This is a genomic window from Paenibacillus sp. LS1 (assembly GCF_026013365.1).
Taxonomy (GTDB): Bacteria; Bacillota; Bacilli; order Paenibacillales; family Paenibacillaceae; genus Paenibacillus.
This window is the reverse complement of record NZ_JAPDOE010000002.1, coordinates 148,092-164,552: the sequence shown is the minus strand read 5'-3', so window position 1 is coordinate 164,552 and position 16,461 is coordinate 148,092. Positions and strand designations below refer to the sequence as shown.

Genomic DNA, 16,461 nt, shown 5'->3' with positions numbered 1-16,461 from the left:
CAAGCGGGAATAACTACTCTGAACAGACTGGAATCTTGCTCATGCAAGGTTCCGGTTATACTCTTGCGTGATCAGGGAGAGGAGAGATTCACATGCGCAGATGTGTCATTAGTGATATTCATGGCTGCTACGATGAGTTTAACGCACTTCTTAAGCTTGTAGATTATAATCCGCAGCAGGATGAATTGATTTTGCTGGGTGATTATGTGGATCGAGGTCCATACAGTAAGCAGGTCATCGAACAGATTATGCAGCTTCAGCAACAGCACCATATTAATGTGATCAAAGGCAATCACGATGCCATGATGGTCAAGGCATTGACTCATGATGTTGAGGAATATGACCAACACTGGATCCGTAATGGTGGATTACAGACGATGGCAAGTTATCTGGATCTGGAGCTTACTTATGATGAGCAACAGATAGATTGGGAATCTTATGCTGAAGCCAAAAAGTGGATACGTACACATTATGAACACCATCTTCGTTTCCTGGAACAGCTTCCGCTGGTGTACGAGATTCCGGGTTATATTTTTGTGCATGCCGGGATCAACCCGGACATTGAGGATTGGAGAAGCCAGTCCGAGCGGGACTTTATTTGGATTCGTGAATCATTCTATTCTAGACCAACGTCGATTAGAGAGACCGTTGTATTTGGACATACACCCGTGAAGCATTTGCATGATGAGACAGGCATCTGGTTTGACCCGAGCGGAGACAAAATTGGCATTGACGGTGGTTGTGCCTACGGAGCGCAATTGAACTTGCTGGAGATTAGCGAGGACGGCAGTCTACAGACCTTTTTTGTACGGCAAGGACAGAGTGCGGAAGAGCCTGAGATTTAATATTTTCGTTGCGTATGAGAGTTTCGTATGCTAATTTATAAGGTTGTACGATGGAATAAATACGATACATATCATATCGACTTGAGGGGAATGAACCAAGTTTGGCTATCTATAATCTGGATCAACTGCAACATCACATTTTACTCTGCAATGGTGGAACCTGCATGCGTAATGATGGGGAAGAAGTAACTCAGGCGGTGCGGGACGAGATTCTCAAGCAGCAGGCGGGAGGATTCATCCACACAACGCGTACCAAATGTAATGGTCGGTGTGACGATGCATGCGTAACGATTGTGTATCCACAGGGTGACTGGTATGGCCAAATGACACCGGATTCAGGCAGAGCGCTCGTTCAGGCCTTGTGTGAAGGGGAGAAATTGGAGAAACATCTGATTGCTAATGTAGCTAAGACCTCTGTAAATTAGGATTACAGCGAGGCTATTATTTTTTTTTCTAGAATGACTTACCTGAGAATGATTGGCAATTAATTCGCTGTAATGGGATTGGAATTAAGCCTTATTAGCGCTATAATTAGTAGGGTATGTTTAAAATATGACTATATTTTCTATATAAGTTCTACTAAACTTTTTACACGAGAACGGAGAGGACAGAAAAAAGCTGGAGAAGCGGAGCGTTCGCCTTTATCAACGGATTTTCCCTTTAAAAAGGGAGTCAAAAAATCTGGGGATAACAGCGATCGGAAGGTTATTCTGTCATCGGAGTGGCAAGTGTAAACATTCTTTGGTTAAACTTATATAAATCAGAATTGACGGAGGGCTATAAATATGGAAAAAGCGTTAATCTTCGGTCACAAAAATCCCGACACGGATACGATCTGTTCGGCAATCGCCTATGCGGATCTGAAAACAAAATTGGGTCAGGACGTTGAAGCTGTGCGTCTCGGCGAAGTCAATGGTGAAACCCAGTTCGCACTGGATCAATTCAAAATCGCAGCACCTCGTCTGATTAAAACAGCTGCAAATGAAGTAAATAAAGTCATTCTGGTTGACCACAACGAGCGTCAGCAAAGTGTAAGCGATATTGAAGAGGTGACTGTCGTTGAAGTTATCGACCATCACCGTATTGCTAACTTTGAGACAAGCGGACCTCTGTATTTCCGTGCAGAGCCTGTAGGTTGTACAGCAACCATTTTGAATAAAATGTACAAAGAAAATGGTATCGAAGTAAGTGCGCCGATTGCTGGTCTGATGCTGTCTGCCATTATCTCCGATTCCCTGTTGTTCAAATCCCCGACTTGCACAGAGCAGGACGTAGCCGCTGCGCGTGAACTGGCTATTATTGCAGGTGTAGATGCTGACACTTATGGTCTGGACATGCTGAAAGCCGGCGCGGATCTGAGTCAAAAAACAATTGCTGAACTGATTTCCCTGGATGCCAAAGAATTCGTAATGGGTCAATCCAAAGTGGAAATTGCACAGGTTAATGCCGTTGACGTGAATGATGTTCTCGTGAAGCAACCTGAGCTTGAAGCAGCTATTGAAGCGATTATTTCGAGTAAAGGTCTCGACCTGTTCGTATTTGTCGTAACAGACATTCTGAACAACGATTCCGTTGCTCTGGCATATGGTGCATCCACCAAAGCGGTGGAGAAAGCCTACAATGTGACGCTGTCTGATAGCAGAGCTATCTTGAAAGGCGTAGTATCACGCAAATCACAAATTGTACCGGTTCTGACTGAAGCATTCAACACGCTGTAAATCGGACGAATTGGCGTATTCGTACGCTGATATGTTTTGTAAATAGTAGCAATACCATCCTAGCCTGCTCTGATCCGTAAATGGTCAGGACAGGCTTTTGATGTGGAGGAGGAAGAATTATGATCAAAAATGAAAAAATCAAAGCAACCGAAGTACAACTCACCGGATTAAACGGTGAAGATTTAGGTGTGATGTCCACACAGGAAGCTCTTCTACTTGCGAAGCAGTATAAAGTAGATCTGGTGTGCTTGTCCTTGATGACGAGTCCGCCACCATGCAAGCTGATTGGCGCAGGAGCAGCCAAAGCGGAAGCGCAGCAGGCGAAGAAAAAAGCGAGTAAATCCCCTGATAAACGTAAAGTAAAGGAAATTCGATTGAACCTTGCGATGGAAGATCATGACCGGGAGACGAAGCAGTCTCAGGCGGAGCGCATTCTGAAGAAGGGTGATTCGGTAAAACTCGTCATTCAGGTGCATGGAGCCAAAGAAGGGGCTGCAGGCAAGGAGTGGGCTGAGCAACTGAGCAAGTCATTGGCTGATTTCGGTAGCAAAACGACGGGTGTTCAGGTAAGTGGTAAACAGGTTGTGGTACAACTGGACCCGAATGCGTAAGTTGTCAGAAGTGATCATCTAAGTTGCACAAAGATAAGGCAAATGTTGATAACGCAATTAGTAAAAGAATGTGAGGAAAGCCCAATGAGATGGCAGGGTGACTGCTGCATCATTGGGCTTGTTTGTCGTCACTCGGATTTAGATATCGTGCGTGCGATTCAATGCGCAAGCCGTTAACGTTCCAGTAGTTCAGCTTCGTAAATAACGACTGCCCCCAAGGCGTACATATAACTGTCCAGGTAATACAGGCGTAGAACTAGCGGCCATATTATTCTGGCCGTTTTTGGCGAATCGGGATAAATAAAAGAAGTCCGGGTAGATCACCATATCCATTAAGTAGGCGGAGACCAGGCTACCTGGAAAGCGGAACTGATTCAGGGTACGGATAATGTCTTCGCCACGTGCAATGCCAATGCCATGTCCATAATACCAGTTCTCGCGCAGCATTATCGTATTCTCTCCCTGCCATTCGGGGGTTTCCGGAGAGACATCCGGATTTTTGAAATACAGTACATCTCCTGGAAGGGCAGTTTCACTACCGTTTTTTTCTGTCAATCGCAGATCGCTGTCATAATGCCAGTCAAAGAGTAACAGATTTCGAAACAGCGAATTAAAGGCGTCTTCGCGAATGCTTCCCAGCACACCACCATACAGCACAATAACGGTAGCGGTTGCACATTCAAAGGCATATAGGTGTCCATTCCTCCAGATATCCCGGATGCCGTCAGCGGGGGTTACATTCGGTCTCAGTTCAAATCCACCCTCTGCATTACGATTCCAGTAGGCAGGATTACATCTGGATTTTTCAAAGGATGCAAAACTCACTCCGCTTCGATCCAGCCCTTCCGCTGCATCCACGAGCGAGCCTCTCAAGTCCCATTCAAATCGAAGATGATCCATGGATTGGTAAACATATCTCGTTGGACGATTCTGGAGTTGCTGTAACCAATACCATTCAAAATCAGACCATTCTGAGCGGTTCAGTTCGACAGGTTGATTTGCGACAATGATCATGATCCATAACCTCCATTCCTATTCGAATATTCAACATTGTATAATCAGGAGAGCACGGGTATTGTGTAGTATATGACGTGATGTGTTCGAATTGGTATGTACACAATGAAAGTCGTCAGTATCCAAGATTAAAAATGTCGATTCATGCGGGGATTTTGTCCAATCTCGTTTATCAATCATGGCATTTGGGGTAGTACTCTATAGATGAAGTTATGTTCAGGTCGATCTGTTCATACGGAATACATTCAGATTCTCATAAAGGAGGACATGTGGTGTCGAAATCCATTACAGAGAGCCGGTCTCTGTTTGAACAATTATATACGCACGCACCGATAGGCATTGCTGTCGCTTCGCATGTGAATGGACGTTGGTTGCAGCTTAATCCGGCATTTTGCGAGATGCTCGCATACAGTGAAGATGAACTAATCGATATGTCGGTCATACATATGATCTATGAAGAAGATCTGCACATGGAGGAATTCCGCAGCAAGTTCTGGGAAATGACCCATGAAACACGTCCGATGTACGAGACGGAGGTTCGTCTGAAACGAAAGGACGGCTTGCTATTATGGGCAACGATTAGAGCTTGCATTGTGAGGGATGAAACGAATGGTGAGCCCTTGTATCTGTTGGTACAGGCTGCTGATATTACGAAGCAAAAGGATGCAGAGGAACGCCTTATTGTGAAGCGTAAGCAACTGGAAGAGAGCAGCCGCATCTCACGTCTGCTGGCAGAGTCTTCCCTTGACCTGATTGTCATACATCAAGCTGATCCTGATCGTACATTCAAATATGTATCAAATGCATGTAAAAGCATGTTGGGCTATGAGCCGGAGGAAATTATAGGTAAGCCAGGAATACTCGTTATCCATCCGGATGATGTACCTATGGTCGATGCCTACGTGGAAGAGCAGAGGCAGGGTCTGGCTCCTAAACGGATCAGTTATCGTCTTTTGCATAAGGATGGATCTACGGTGTGGGCAGATACCATTACACATTATGTGTATGACGATGCAGGTGAACTGATAGAGATCGTCGCCGTAACCCGTGATATTTCAGCCAGTCAGCAACAACAGTTAAGCTTGCAGGAGTACAGATCGTTATTTGACTGTAACCCGCTAGGAGTTGCTTCTCTGGATTTGGAAGGCAATCTGTTAAAGGCCAATGTGGGTCAGGAACAATTGACAGGACACACCAAGGACGAACTGCTGAGTCGGCCTTTTGATCACCTCGTCGATCCTATGGATCTGGAGAAGACTCGTCATCATTTTGAGGAAACGGTGAAGGGCACTGCACAGAGCTACGAGATCGGTTTGATTCACAAAAATGGGCAGCGAATTGAGACGAGCGTGATTAATGTACCCATTATCCTTGAGGACAAAGTCGTTGGGGTCTACGGGATAACCAGTGACATCACAGAGTCCAAACGTTACGTCGAGGAAATTGAAAATCTCAGTTATGAACGGGCACTGATTCTGAATGGCATGTCTGAGGGTGTGATTGGACTGGACCTGAATGGGAATCTGAACTTTGCCAATCCGGCCGCCGCGGAGATCATCAACTTCTGCCCAAGTGAAATGAATGGAAAAGCGCTCGAACAGTTGATGATCCAGATGCAAAGCGAAGGCATCCCTTATCCATCCAAGGATACACCGATTCTACAGGCTGTACGTGAGGGACGAAGTCTGCCGCGTACTGAATCTCTTTTCTGGAGACCAGATGGGTCTAGTTTCCTGGCTGAGTTCCAATTGAAGCCGATTATGGATCAGGGGAGAACCCGTGGAGCCGTTCTGGTTTTCCGTGATATGACATCCGTGAAGGATATTATTCGTGCAAAGGAAGCAGCAGAGCATGCGGACCGTGCGAAGTCTGAGTTTCTCGCCATTATGAGTCATGAGCTTCGTACGCCATTGAACGGTATTATGGGCATGGCTCATCTGTTGATGGAAACTGAGCTGGATGAGGAACAGAAAGGGTTTGCGGAAATCATCATTGACAGCGGTGAGTCTCTTTTGTACATTTTGAATGAAATTCTGGATTTCAGCAAAATCGAGGCAGGCAAAATGGATCTGGAGCGCACACCAGTAGATATTAAGGCGATGCTGGGTGGCGTGATTGAGCTGTTTGCACTGAAAGCCTCCGAGAAAAATATTGAACTCTACTGTGAAATGTCAGATCACATTCCTGAACGTGTTCGAGGGGATGAGACGCGGATCCGTCAGGTATTGATTAATCTGGTGGGTAACGCCGTTAAATTCACAGAGCAGGGTCGTATTACGGTGAAGGTAGGCGTTGATTTCTCAGAGGAGCATGGTCAGGATCACCTGATGTTGATTTTTAAGGTCCAAGATACAGGAATCGGGATTCCAATGGAAAAGCAGCATCAGCTGTTCCAATCCTTCTCACAGCTTGATCCGGCCATCAATCGCAAGTTTGGCGGGACAGGTCTGGGACTAGCAATTAGCAAGAAACTGGTGGAGTTAATGGGTGGAGCAATTGGCGTCCAGAGTGAAATTGGTGAGGGAGCAGAATTTCAGTTCACCCTGGTGCTTGAACGATGGCGCGATGAAAGTAGTGACTCGATCGAAGTCGCCGGGAATGATGAACTGCAATTGGATCGAGCAAGTCTTGCGCATGACATCAAAATTTTGATTGCTGAAGATCAGGCGGTCAATAGTCATCTGCTGGAGGAAATGCTGCGTAAATTTGGCGGGGTATGTGATATTGTTGAAAATGGTGCGCAAGCCGTAGAATCATTGAAAAATGTACAATATGACCTGGTGTTCATGGATATTCAAATGCCGATTATGGATGGCATTGAAGCGACCTGCAAAATCAGGCAGACCCATCCGGAGATCCCGGTCATCGCAGCGATTACAGCCTTTGCAGGCGCCAGTGACCGTGAGGAGTGTCTGAAATGCGGAATGCAGGACTTTATCAGCAAACCGTTCCATTCTACAGAGATTAGCCGTGTACTGAATACATGGGTCCCATACATCCGCTCTCAAAGGGTAGAGTAACAGGAAAAATAACCTGCGCCTTGAAAATCAAGGTGCAGGTTATTCTGTCATTCAGTCCAATTAATGAGCTCCTGATAACAAGTATCAGGACCATCCTCCGATTAACCCGGAGAGGGTTACGCATTCGTCATCTTCCAATTCTGCAATCAGAGTGAGTTCTTCGTTGTCTTGTGGATCAACGGAGAATAATTCACGGCGTCCGTCTTCGTGTACAATAATGACTAACTGATTGCCGCCCTTTGTATCAAACTGGTACTTAACTCCGATACCAGGTAGTGGGCATTCCCGGATATTCATGAAACCTGTCACCTCTTTAGCTTTTGCTTAATTAAAAATCTAACCGTTCACACAGTACGGATGTATTCTACTATCCATAACACCGTTTGGCAAGTCACAAATAAAATTGTTTTGATGGAATTAACGTTTTGCGCGATGTGGTCGTGCACTTTGGCGCTGTCTGGCCCGTCTACGGCGAACGAAAATCCAGATGAGCAGGGCAACGATTAACAATAAGCCAAGGACTGCCACAATGATGATATTCCGGATATTGGGAACCTGTACAGTCAGATCTAGCTTATTCATCTGGAGTGGTGAAACGTGCCAAATGAGCGTTTTTCCACCATCCTCCACCTGGTCCGCGTTGGAATCGGCTGCCTTGATGGGCAAAGACAACTTGAAGTCAAAGTTAACATCTTTTAACAAGAGATTCTTTAGAAAGCTAGGCACCTTGTTAATCTGATTTTTGATCTCACCATCCGGCATGGACTCCATCAGATCGGCCTCTGCTGTGATATGCATTTTGGAAGTCAAGAAGCCGGCTGTAGTGGATTGTTCGACCTGAATGCCTTGCGGTAACTTGGACGTATCAAAGCTGGTCGTATTGTTTTTTTCATAATGGGTTGTCGCTGTGAGTTGCTTCTGATCTCCCTGTTCCGAAACCTCTGCCTGGAAATTATTTCGATTCAATGCATCTGCGATTAGAGGCATGAGATTGTCTTGTCCGATCTTTCCAAGGGCAGAGTTGGTTACATTAAGATTGAGATCCAGATCCGTTGATCCATCCATATTCACCGTTAGATGCGCTTCTCCATCCGCACAGGCGGATAAAACAGATAACATAAGGACTAGTAAAACAGTAAGCATTAGCTGACGTAAAGGGATGCGAGTCGACATGTCTTTCAACCTTTCTGTGTAAATATCCAAATTCCAATTCATAGAAGTATAGTATACACTGTAAGCATGGCGGATGAAACTTTGAACCGTGCAATGAGATAAACATGATACAATGTGAATGTGGGAATAATTGATTTATTAAAATTAAAGATTTCGTATTTTTGTCAATGTTCGGACAATTCAAATGGGGCTTCACCGTGTACACTAGTAGTAGTGTGATGAATATACGGAAGCAGGGAGGTTACATTCATGACATATATCATTATTATGGCTGTTATTATGGTCGTGGGCATGGTCGGAATGGGCTGGTTCTATCAGATTATGGATAAAGACCAAAGCTAGTATTCATTAATTGTGGAAATGAAGAGACAAGCCTATAAGCTGGCTTCGCTAATGCGAGGCGGGCTTATTTGTGTGGCAAAGCATTTTAAAGTATGACCTTACATTGGCACGTAATATATATAACCAGTCATGTTGCACAATTTGACCGGTGGACAAATATTTTTCGTAAAGATGGGATTTTTTAGCTGCTCTTTTGTATAATAGGGGATAGTTTAACTCGGGATATTCCCGAAATTCTGCCAAACAGGAAAGGGTGTACATAAATGAAATTTGGTGAGTATACGTATACACGTCCCGATCTGGAACACATCAAGACATCTTTCCGTGAGCTGCTGAGCGGTTTCGAAGCTGCGGCAACGGTTGAAGAACAAAGCGGATTCATGGATCAGATTAACGCGCTGCGCAGTGATTTTGAAACGCAAGCCCAATTGGTCTACATCCGTCATTCCATTGATACGAATGATGAGTTTTACAAGGCGGAGAACGAATTTCTGGATGAGAACGCACCAATTGTGCAGGAATACATTACGGATTTTTACCGCGCACTGGTTAACTCCAAATTCCGCAATGAGTTGGAACAAAAATGGGGTTCACAGCTGTTCCAGCTGGCGGATCTTTCATTGAAAACGTTCAGCCCGGAAATTATCGAAGAACTCCAGAAGGAGAACAAACTTTCCACAGAATACAACCAGTTGATCGCTTCGGCCAAAATTCCGTTTGAAGGTGAAGAGCGCACATTGCCACAGCTTCATCCATTTGAACTGTCCACGGATCGCTCCATGCGTGAGCGTGCTTCGGAAGCCAGATATACGTTCATGGCTGAGCATGAGGCTGAATTCGATCGTATTTACGACGAACTGGTTAAAGTACGTACACAGATCGCGCAGAAACTGGGATATCCAAGCTATGTGGAACTCGGCTATGATCGCATGAACCGTACGGATTACAATGCCGAGATGGTAGCCAACTTCCGTGCACAAGTTCGCGATTATATCGTGCCTGTAGCGACCAAGCTTAGAGAGCGCCAGCGTAATCGGATTGATGTGGAGACCTTGTATTTTTATGATCAGGGCTTCAGCTTCAAGACGGGTAACCCGACTCCGAAGGGTGACGCGGACTGGATTATTGATAATGGTAAAAAGATGTATGCTGAATTATCGCCAGAGACGGATGCCTTTTTCCAAATGATGACCGAAAATGAGCTAATGGATCTGGTAAGCAAAAAAGGTAAACAGGGCGGCGGATATTGTACGTTCCTGAACGATTACAAAGTGCCGTTTATCTTCTCCAACTTCAACGGTACATCGGGAGATATTGATGTATTGACGCATGAAGCAGGTCATGCTTTCCAGGTCTATGAGAGCCGTGATTTTGCAGTGCCTGAATACAATTGGCCGACGTATGAATCAGCTGAGATTCATTCCATGAGCATGGAGTTCTTCACATGGCCATGGATGAACCTGTTCTTCAAGGAAGATACGGACAAGTACAAGTTTGATCACCTGTCTTCCGGTCTGTTATTCATTCCGTATGGCGTTGCCGTGGATGAATTCCAGCATTTTGTATATGCGAATCCGGAAGCTACACCAGCGGAACGCAAACAGGCATGGCGCAACATTGAGAAGACCTATCTGCCACATATCAATTACAAAGATAATGCGTATCTGGAGCAGGGTGGTTTCTGGCATAAGCAGGGTCATATTTTCTCATCGCCGTTCTACTACATTGACTATACGCTGGCACAAATCTGTGCATTCCAGTTCTGGAAACGCAGCAACGAAGATATGAAGTCCGCATGGGCCGACTATCTGACATTGTGCAAAGCCGGAGGGAGCCTATCCTTCACTGGATTGGTTGAACTGGCTGGATTGAATTCTCCATTCGAGGATGGTTGTGTATCCTCCGTAATTGGGGATATTGAGGCATGGCTTGACGGCGTGAACGATAAGGCGCTGTAAGCCTTTGAACGTATGCTTTTAGTGAAAGCATCTTCCATTATAGAATGAGTAGTGGGGGAGTTTTGAAATGGATAAGAAAGACGGCTTGGAGACCTGCGGGTGTCTAAGTCGTCTTTTTCATTATGGATTAATTCAACCTCAGTGTAACATTTATCGGACTCATTGTGATTTATTTCACTATATCTGAAAACGGATTCAGTTACAATGTAGATAGTAAATCAGGGGTTACAGGAGGCTGGTTCAAATGGCAACACATGCATATTATGTTCCGCCCGTGAACTTGATGGGTAGAGGATGTTTACAGGAAGCAGGCCAGATGATAGAACAGATGGGTATCCGCAAAGCGCTGGTTGTAAGTGATCGTCAATTGATTGCTTCAGGCGTTGCAGAGCAGGTACTGTCTATATTAAGAAAATCAGGGTTAGACTATGTCGTATATGATGAGGTTCAGCCTAATCCAACATGTCAGAATGTACATGACGGACTTCGAGTATTCCAGGATCATGGCTGTGACGCCATTATATCGATAGGCGGAGGTTCCCCGCAGGATGCTGCCAAAGGCATTGGCATTGTAGCTACCAATGGTGGCCATATCCGTGAATATGAAGGATTGCATCAATCGAAACATAAGTCCGTGCCACTGGTGGCTTTTAATACAACGGCTGGCACATCGAGCGAGGTGACAATTAACTACGTGATTACAGATGAGGAACGTAAAGTGAAGATGGTGATGGTGGACCGCAACAGTCTCGTCTCCCTGTCGGTTAATGATCCGGAGCTGATGCTCAGCAAACCTGCAAGTCTCACAGCGGCGACAGGAATGGACGCACTGACACATGCCGTTGAAGCGATGGTTACACCGGGTGGATTTACAGTGACAAGTGCGACAGCTGCAGCAGCTGTTGAACTGATCTTTGAATATTTGCCAAGAGCCGTGAGGGACGGCAGTGATCTGGAAGCGCGGGAACATATGACGTACGCATGTTTCCTGGGTGGAATCGCTTTTAATAATGCGGGCCTTGGTTATGTGCATGCGATGGCGCATCAACTGGGTGGCGTATATGATCTGCCGCATGGTGTGTGCAACGCAATGTTACTCCCTTATGTGGAAGAATTGAACGCAAAACATGTACCTGGAAAATTTCGTCATATTGCCAAAGCAATTGGTATGGATGTGAAGGGTAGAAGTGATGAGGAATGTTCGGATTACGTCATTGAAGCCATTCGACAGCTATCGAAGGAAGTGGGTATCCCTGAGAAACTGTCTGAACTCGGCGTGAAAGATCCTGATGTTGAACTGCTTGCTGATAACGCAATGAAAGATGCATGTGCACCAGGCAATCCATATCAACCGTCCAAGGATGAAGTGATGGATCTGTTCCGCAAAATTATATAGATTTGAGCACAAAGAGAGCCAGAGTATATTCTGGCTTTTTTAGTATTGTGTGAACTTCAGCGTCTGTTGAATACGGAACCATTTCCTGTAATGGATATATTAGTTTTAATCCTGCTGTAAGCAATATTTTTTGTTTGACAGAGGGATTTCTTTGATCCATAATCAATCCATACTAATCAGATATGAATTATTGGAAGGGGATATTCAGACATGTCACAGTTTAAATTATCAGCCAGAAAGTCATTATGGGTAGGAGCTTTAGCGGTCCTATTATTAGTGATCGTTAGCGGATGCTCCGGGTCCAAGAATGACCCCGCTCCCAATACAGCAGCTCAGCCAGGTTCTAGTCAAGGTACGGATGATAAATCAACAGACGAGACTGCGGCGGGAGGCACCTTTGTCTACGGCAGGCCAGCTTCTGTAACCTCGTTTGATTTGCATAATCAAATTACGTCGAACAATGCTTTTGCGATTGATAAAGTATTTGAATCTTTGGTTGCTTTTGACAGCAAGGGAGAAATTGTGGATTGGCTTGCCAAGTCGCATAACATCAGTGATGACGGCTTGACGTATACGTTTGTATTGCGTGATGGATTGAAATTCTCTGACGGCAGTGATGTTACTGCTGAGGATGCTGTATTCTCGCTTGAGCGGCATTTGAAGGTTGGCGGCCCGCTGGCTATATCCGCCAAAGTGGATACGGTTAAAGCAACGGATAACCAAACGCTGGTTATTACTCTTAAAGAGCCGTATACACCGTTTATCTCAGAGTTGTCCAACTTCTCGAATGGGATTATCCCGAACAATTTTGGTGGAGTTACGGAGGAAGAATTTTTCAAGAAACCGGTAGGTACGGGACCGTTCGTGGTTGAGCAGTGGGACCCGGCAGGCGATGTAACCTTTACTAAGAACACTCATTATTGGCAAGAAGGGAAACCTTCAGTGGATAAACTGGTGTACAAGCTGATTGAAGACGATAGTCAAGCCATTAACCAGCTGAAGGCAGGAGAAGTAAATGCGATTGAATCGTTGGCCCTGCAAAATGCCGATGAAATAAAGAATGGTGCAGATACAACCGTGGTAACGAACGGCAGTTGGGTAACAGAGCAAGTATTCTTCAATACGCTGGACAAGCATTTTTCGGATGTGCATGTTCGTCGTGCCCTGGCTCTGGCACTTGATCGTGACGGTCTGACTAAGGCGCTTACCTTCGGGTATGCACAGACCGCTAATTCATTGTTGCCTACGACGATTCCATATAATGCGAATGACACAATTAAGGCGTTGAACTTTGATGTAACTGCGGCGAAGGCAGAACTGGCAAAATCGGCTTTCCCGGATGGATTCACTACCAAATTGCTTGTAGCCTCAGGCAACAGCACCAGAGCGCAAGAAGCGCAAATCATTCAGGCAGCGGGAAAACAAATCGGCATCAACATCGAGATTGAATCGATTGAGCTGGCAACCTTCCGTGAACGATTCTTTGCATATGATTTTGCAGTAATGCTGAATAGTGGACAGGCGGATTCTCCTGAAGCAAACTCCATTATTGCTTTCCAGACCGATCCGGACGGATTCAGTAAATCGTACTGGACACATTACACCAATGATGAAGTAACCAAGCTTCTGTATCAAGGTCAAAAAACGGCAGACGGCGATGGTCGTGCGGAAATCTACTCCAAGCTGCTTCAGACGCTTGCCGATGAAGTGCCATATCTCCCGCTTTACTATCCCGACATTCTGATCGGCGCTCGTTCTTCCGTAGATGGACTCGTGGTGTTGCCTAACGGCAGCGTACGGTTCGAAGACGTTCATATTCAGAAATGAAGAAGTTCTGGTTGTTCAGCGTTGTAGGAAGAGCATTGGTTGTAATCTTTTGTGTGATAACAGCAGTCTTTTTTCTCATCCGTATGGTACCAGGAGATCCCGCTAAAATGATTCTGGGCGAATATAGCACGCCAGAGGCGCTTGAGAGCATGCATCATGCTCTCGGGCTGGATCTTCCGGTGGGAGAACAGTACGTTCGGTTTGTCCAAACGCTGTTCACGCAGGGAGATACAGGCAACTCAATTATCAATGGAACCTCTACCCGAGAGTTGATTGCTGACCGGGCGCCCGTCACGTTGTTGCTCATCGGCATGGCTTGTGCTTTGGCCATTGTAATTGCCCTTGTACTCGCCACGCTGGCAGCTACGCATAAGGATAAGCTGCTGGATCATGTCATACGTATTTTTCCTACCGTAACGCTAGGTATGCCAATCTTCTGGGTTGGCATCCTTTTGATTCTGCTGCTGAGTGTGCATCTTCAATGGTTTCCCGTTGGTGGAGTCGGCGAAGGATGGTGGGGCACCTTGTACAGTTTGACGCTTCCTGCCATTACCGTAGCTTTGTCACAGATTCCGACATTGGTTCGTTCATTGAGAGCCCAGATGCTTGAAGTACTGGAATCTGATTTTGTCGTTACTTTGAAGGCGGCGAGATTGCCAAGTCGGGTTATTTTGTTCAAACATGTCCTGCGCAACGCGGCGCTACCAACGCTTATCCTTCTCGGTGTTAACATTTCTTATCTGATTGGTGGGACATTGGTCGTTGAACAAGTATTTGGCATTAAGGGAATCGGCAGTTTGCTGTTTAGTTCTATTTCTAAACGGGATTTCCCGGTCATTCAAGGCATAGCCCTTTACTGTGCTGTATCTGTGGTGATTATTAGTCTCCTGATCGAGATCCTTACCAGGTGGCTTGATCCCAGAACGAAAGGAAACCCATGAAAATGATAGGAACAGAACCACGATTATATGAAGAGCACCTGAACCCGCCCCTAGTGAACCGTATCTTAAAAATCCCTTCCCTGCTTGTGGGAGGTGTTATGTTTGCTGTGCTGATTATCTTGGCTGTGAGCATCCCGTTTATTAGTCCGTATGACCCTTCTGAGCAGAATTTGAGTGCCTTTTTGCAGCCACCGTCTGCCGAACATTGGCTGGGTACAGACCAACTGGGGCGTGATTTGTTTACCAGACTGATCTATGCTGCGCGAACTGACCTGAGTATTATGGTGTTGGCGGAAATTGTACCTTTTTGCATGGGGATATTTCTGGGGATGCTTGCAGGGTATTACGGAAAATGGGTAGATAAAATTATATCGTTAATCACGGATACATTTATCGCGTTCCCTTTTTATCTAATTGTCATTATCGTGGCTTTTGCCAGCGGAGCAGGCGAGCGGGGAATTTATATTACGTTTATGCTCGTTGGCTGGATTGTATTTGCCCGTGTAGTCAGAGGCATAAGTACATCTTATCGTAAACAGGAATGGGTGGCTTCCGCACAGACGTTGGGACTACCGGGAATACGAATTATCCTTCGTCATCTCCTGCCCAATGTACTGCCTCAGGCAGTTGTTGTGCTAATGACGGATATGGTCGGCCTGCTAGTGGCAATTGTTACGCTCGGATATCTGGGCATTGGCATCGCACCGCCTACCCCGGACTGGGGCACAATGATCTCGGATGGTCAATCCTTTATCACAACAGCTTGGTGGCTTTCGGCAGTTCCGGGATTCGCAGTGGTATACACTGGAATTGCTTTGTCCCTTGTTGGTGATGGGTTGGCCGATCTATGGAGGAAAAAATAATGTCCACAAGTCCGATTTTGGAAGTCGAGGCATTGTCACTGTCGACCAAGTCGAATCAAAGATTAGTCCAAGATGTTCATTTCTCACTCGGCAGAGGGGAGAGTCTGGGATTAGTAGGTGAATCCGGTTCCGGAAAATCACTTACATTGCGTTCCATTCTGGGACTCCTGCCAAGCGGTGTGGAGCAGACTGGAGGTACCATTCGGAGTGACGTGAGCAGCGCAATGGTGTTTCAAGACCCTAGAGGTGCGCTCGATCCGCTCTGTACGGTTGTTAAACAACTGGCCGAAGTTGTCTATTACAGGCAAAAGTTAAGCAGGAAGGCTTCAAGGGTAGCCGCACTGGAGTTGCTTGAACTGTTGGGTCTTCCCGACTCGCTAAAACGTGAGGACCGATACCCTAGCCAGCTATCAGGTGGGCAGTGTCAGCGGGTAGTCATTGCACTGGCTCTGGCGTGCAAGCCTGGCATTCTACTCTGTGATGAGCCAACAACAGCGCTGGACGTTACGGTGCAGCAGCAAATTATAGAGACGATCACCCGATTGCAGCGTGAACTGGGCTTCGCCATGGTATTTGTAACACATAATCTTGCTATTGCAGCGACCTTATGCTCGAAGTTGTGTGTGATGAAACAGGGGCGAATTGTAGAGCATGGAGATTCGCTTGCCATTTTGCAAAATCCACAAAATCCATACACACAGATGCTCATCAACTCGGTGCTTCCTTTGCCGGAGCTTGAAGGGAGCGAATAAC

General features: G+C 45.9%; 14 protein-coding genes. 11 read left to right on the top strand and 3 right to left on the bottom strand.

Annotated elements, in window-relative coordinates:
• The first annotated feature begins 92 nt into the window (after positions 1–92).
• The 4 genes from OM416_RS10020 (at position 93) to infC (ending at position 3,174) form a co-directional block, all read left to right on the top strand.
• A complete protein-coding gene (locus tag OM416_RS10020) occupies positions 93–845 on the top strand; it encodes a metallophosphoesterase family protein (protein ID WP_264929072.1) in 753 nt (250 codons plus the stop codon).
• 101 nt (positions 846–946) lie between these two features.
• The gene (locus OM416_RS10015) at positions 947–1,270 is read left to right on the top strand and encodes a (2Fe-2S) ferredoxin domain-containing protein (RefSeq protein WP_062834020.1); all 324 of its coding nucleotides are present in this window, start codon (positions 947–949) and stop codon (positions 1,268–1,270) included.
• Between the two features lie 360 nt (positions 1,271–1,630).
• Positions 1,631–2,563 (top strand): manganese-dependent inorganic pyrophosphatase, encoded by a 933-nt coding sequence (locus OM416_RS10010; protein WP_264929071.1) that lies wholly within the window; start codon positions 1,631–1,633, stop codon positions 2,561–2,563.
• 119 nt (positions 2,564–2,682) lie between these two features.
• Entirely contained in the window at positions 2,683–3,174 is a 492-nt protein-coding gene (infC, locus tag OM416_RS10005) for a translation initiation factor IF-3 (protein ID WP_264929070.1), read from the top strand.
• Between the two features lie 189 nt (positions 3,175–3,363).
• On the opposite strand, the gene OM416_RS10000 is transcribed toward infC, so the two are convergent.
• Positions 3,364–4,188, bottom strand: coding sequence for a protein-glutamine gamma-glutamyltransferase (locus OM416_RS10000; protein ID WP_264929069.1), 825 nt, complete (start codon positions 4,186–4,188; stop codon positions 3,364–3,366).
• 272 nt (positions 4,189–4,460) lie between these two features.
• On the opposite strand from OM416_RS10000, the gene OM416_RS09995 reads away from it, so the two are divergent.
• Positions 4,461–7,208 carry a PAS domain S-box protein gene (locus tag OM416_RS09995; protein ID WP_264929068.1) on the top strand — a complete coding sequence of 916 codons (2,748 nt, stop codon included), beginning with the start codon at positions 4,461–4,463 and terminating at the stop codon, positions 7,206–7,208.
• Positions 7,209–7,292: 84 nt separating this feature from the next.
• Here OM416_RS09995 and OM416_RS09990 read toward each other — a convergent pair whose 3' ends face one another.
• Complete coding sequence (locus OM416_RS09990) at positions 7,293–7,505, bottom strand: hypothetical protein (protein WP_062834023.1); 213 nt, start codon at positions 7,503–7,505, stop codon at positions 7,293–7,295.
• A 120-nt stretch (positions 7,506–7,625) separates the two neighbouring features.
• Positions 7,626–8,381, bottom strand: coding sequence for a hypothetical protein (locus OM416_RS09985; protein ID WP_264929067.1), 756 nt, complete (start codon positions 8,379–8,381; stop codon positions 7,626–7,628).
• A gap of 605 nt (positions 8,382–8,986) precedes the next feature.
• On the opposite strand from OM416_RS09985, the gene OM416_RS09980 reads away from it, so the two are divergent.
• From OM416_RS09980 to OM416_RS09955, 6 genes are all read left to right on the top strand, one after another.
• Complete coding sequence (locus OM416_RS09980; RefSeq protein WP_264929066.1) at positions 8,987–10,681, top strand: M3 family oligoendopeptidase; 1,695 nt, start codon at positions 8,987–8,989, stop codon at positions 10,679–10,681.
• A gap of 244 nt (positions 10,682–10,925) precedes the next feature.
• A complete protein-coding gene (locus tag OM416_RS09975; protein WP_264929064.1) occupies positions 10,926–12,077 on the top strand; it encodes an iron-containing alcohol dehydrogenase in 1,152 nt (383 codons plus the stop codon).
• A 210-nt stretch (positions 12,078–12,287) separates the two neighbouring features.
• Positions 12,288–13,904: an ABC transporter substrate-binding protein gene (locus OM416_RS09970; RefSeq protein ID WP_264929063.1), complete on the top strand. Its 1,617-nt coding sequence runs from the start codon at positions 12,288–12,290 to the stop codon at positions 13,902–13,904.
• Positions 13,901–14,845: an ABC transporter permease gene (locus OM416_RS09965; RefSeq protein ID WP_264929062.1), complete on the top strand. Its 945-nt coding sequence runs from the start codon at positions 13,901–13,903 to the stop codon at positions 14,843–14,845. The genes OM416_RS09970 and OM416_RS09965 overlap by 4 nt, the downstream gene beginning before the upstream one ends.
• A 2-nt stretch (positions 14,846–14,847) precedes the next feature.
• Complete coding sequence (locus tag OM416_RS09960; RefSeq protein WP_264929061.1) at positions 14,848–15,708, top strand: ABC transporter permease; 861 nt, start codon at positions 14,848–14,850, stop codon at positions 15,706–15,708.
• On the top strand, positions 15,708–16,460 hold the full coding sequence (locus OM416_RS09955) for an ABC transporter ATP-binding protein (RefSeq protein WP_264929060.1): 753 nt from the start codon (positions 15,708–15,710) through the stop codon (positions 16,458–16,460). The genes OM416_RS09960 and OM416_RS09955 overlap by 1 nt, the downstream gene beginning before the upstream one ends.
• Position 16,461: the final 1 nt, after the last annotated feature.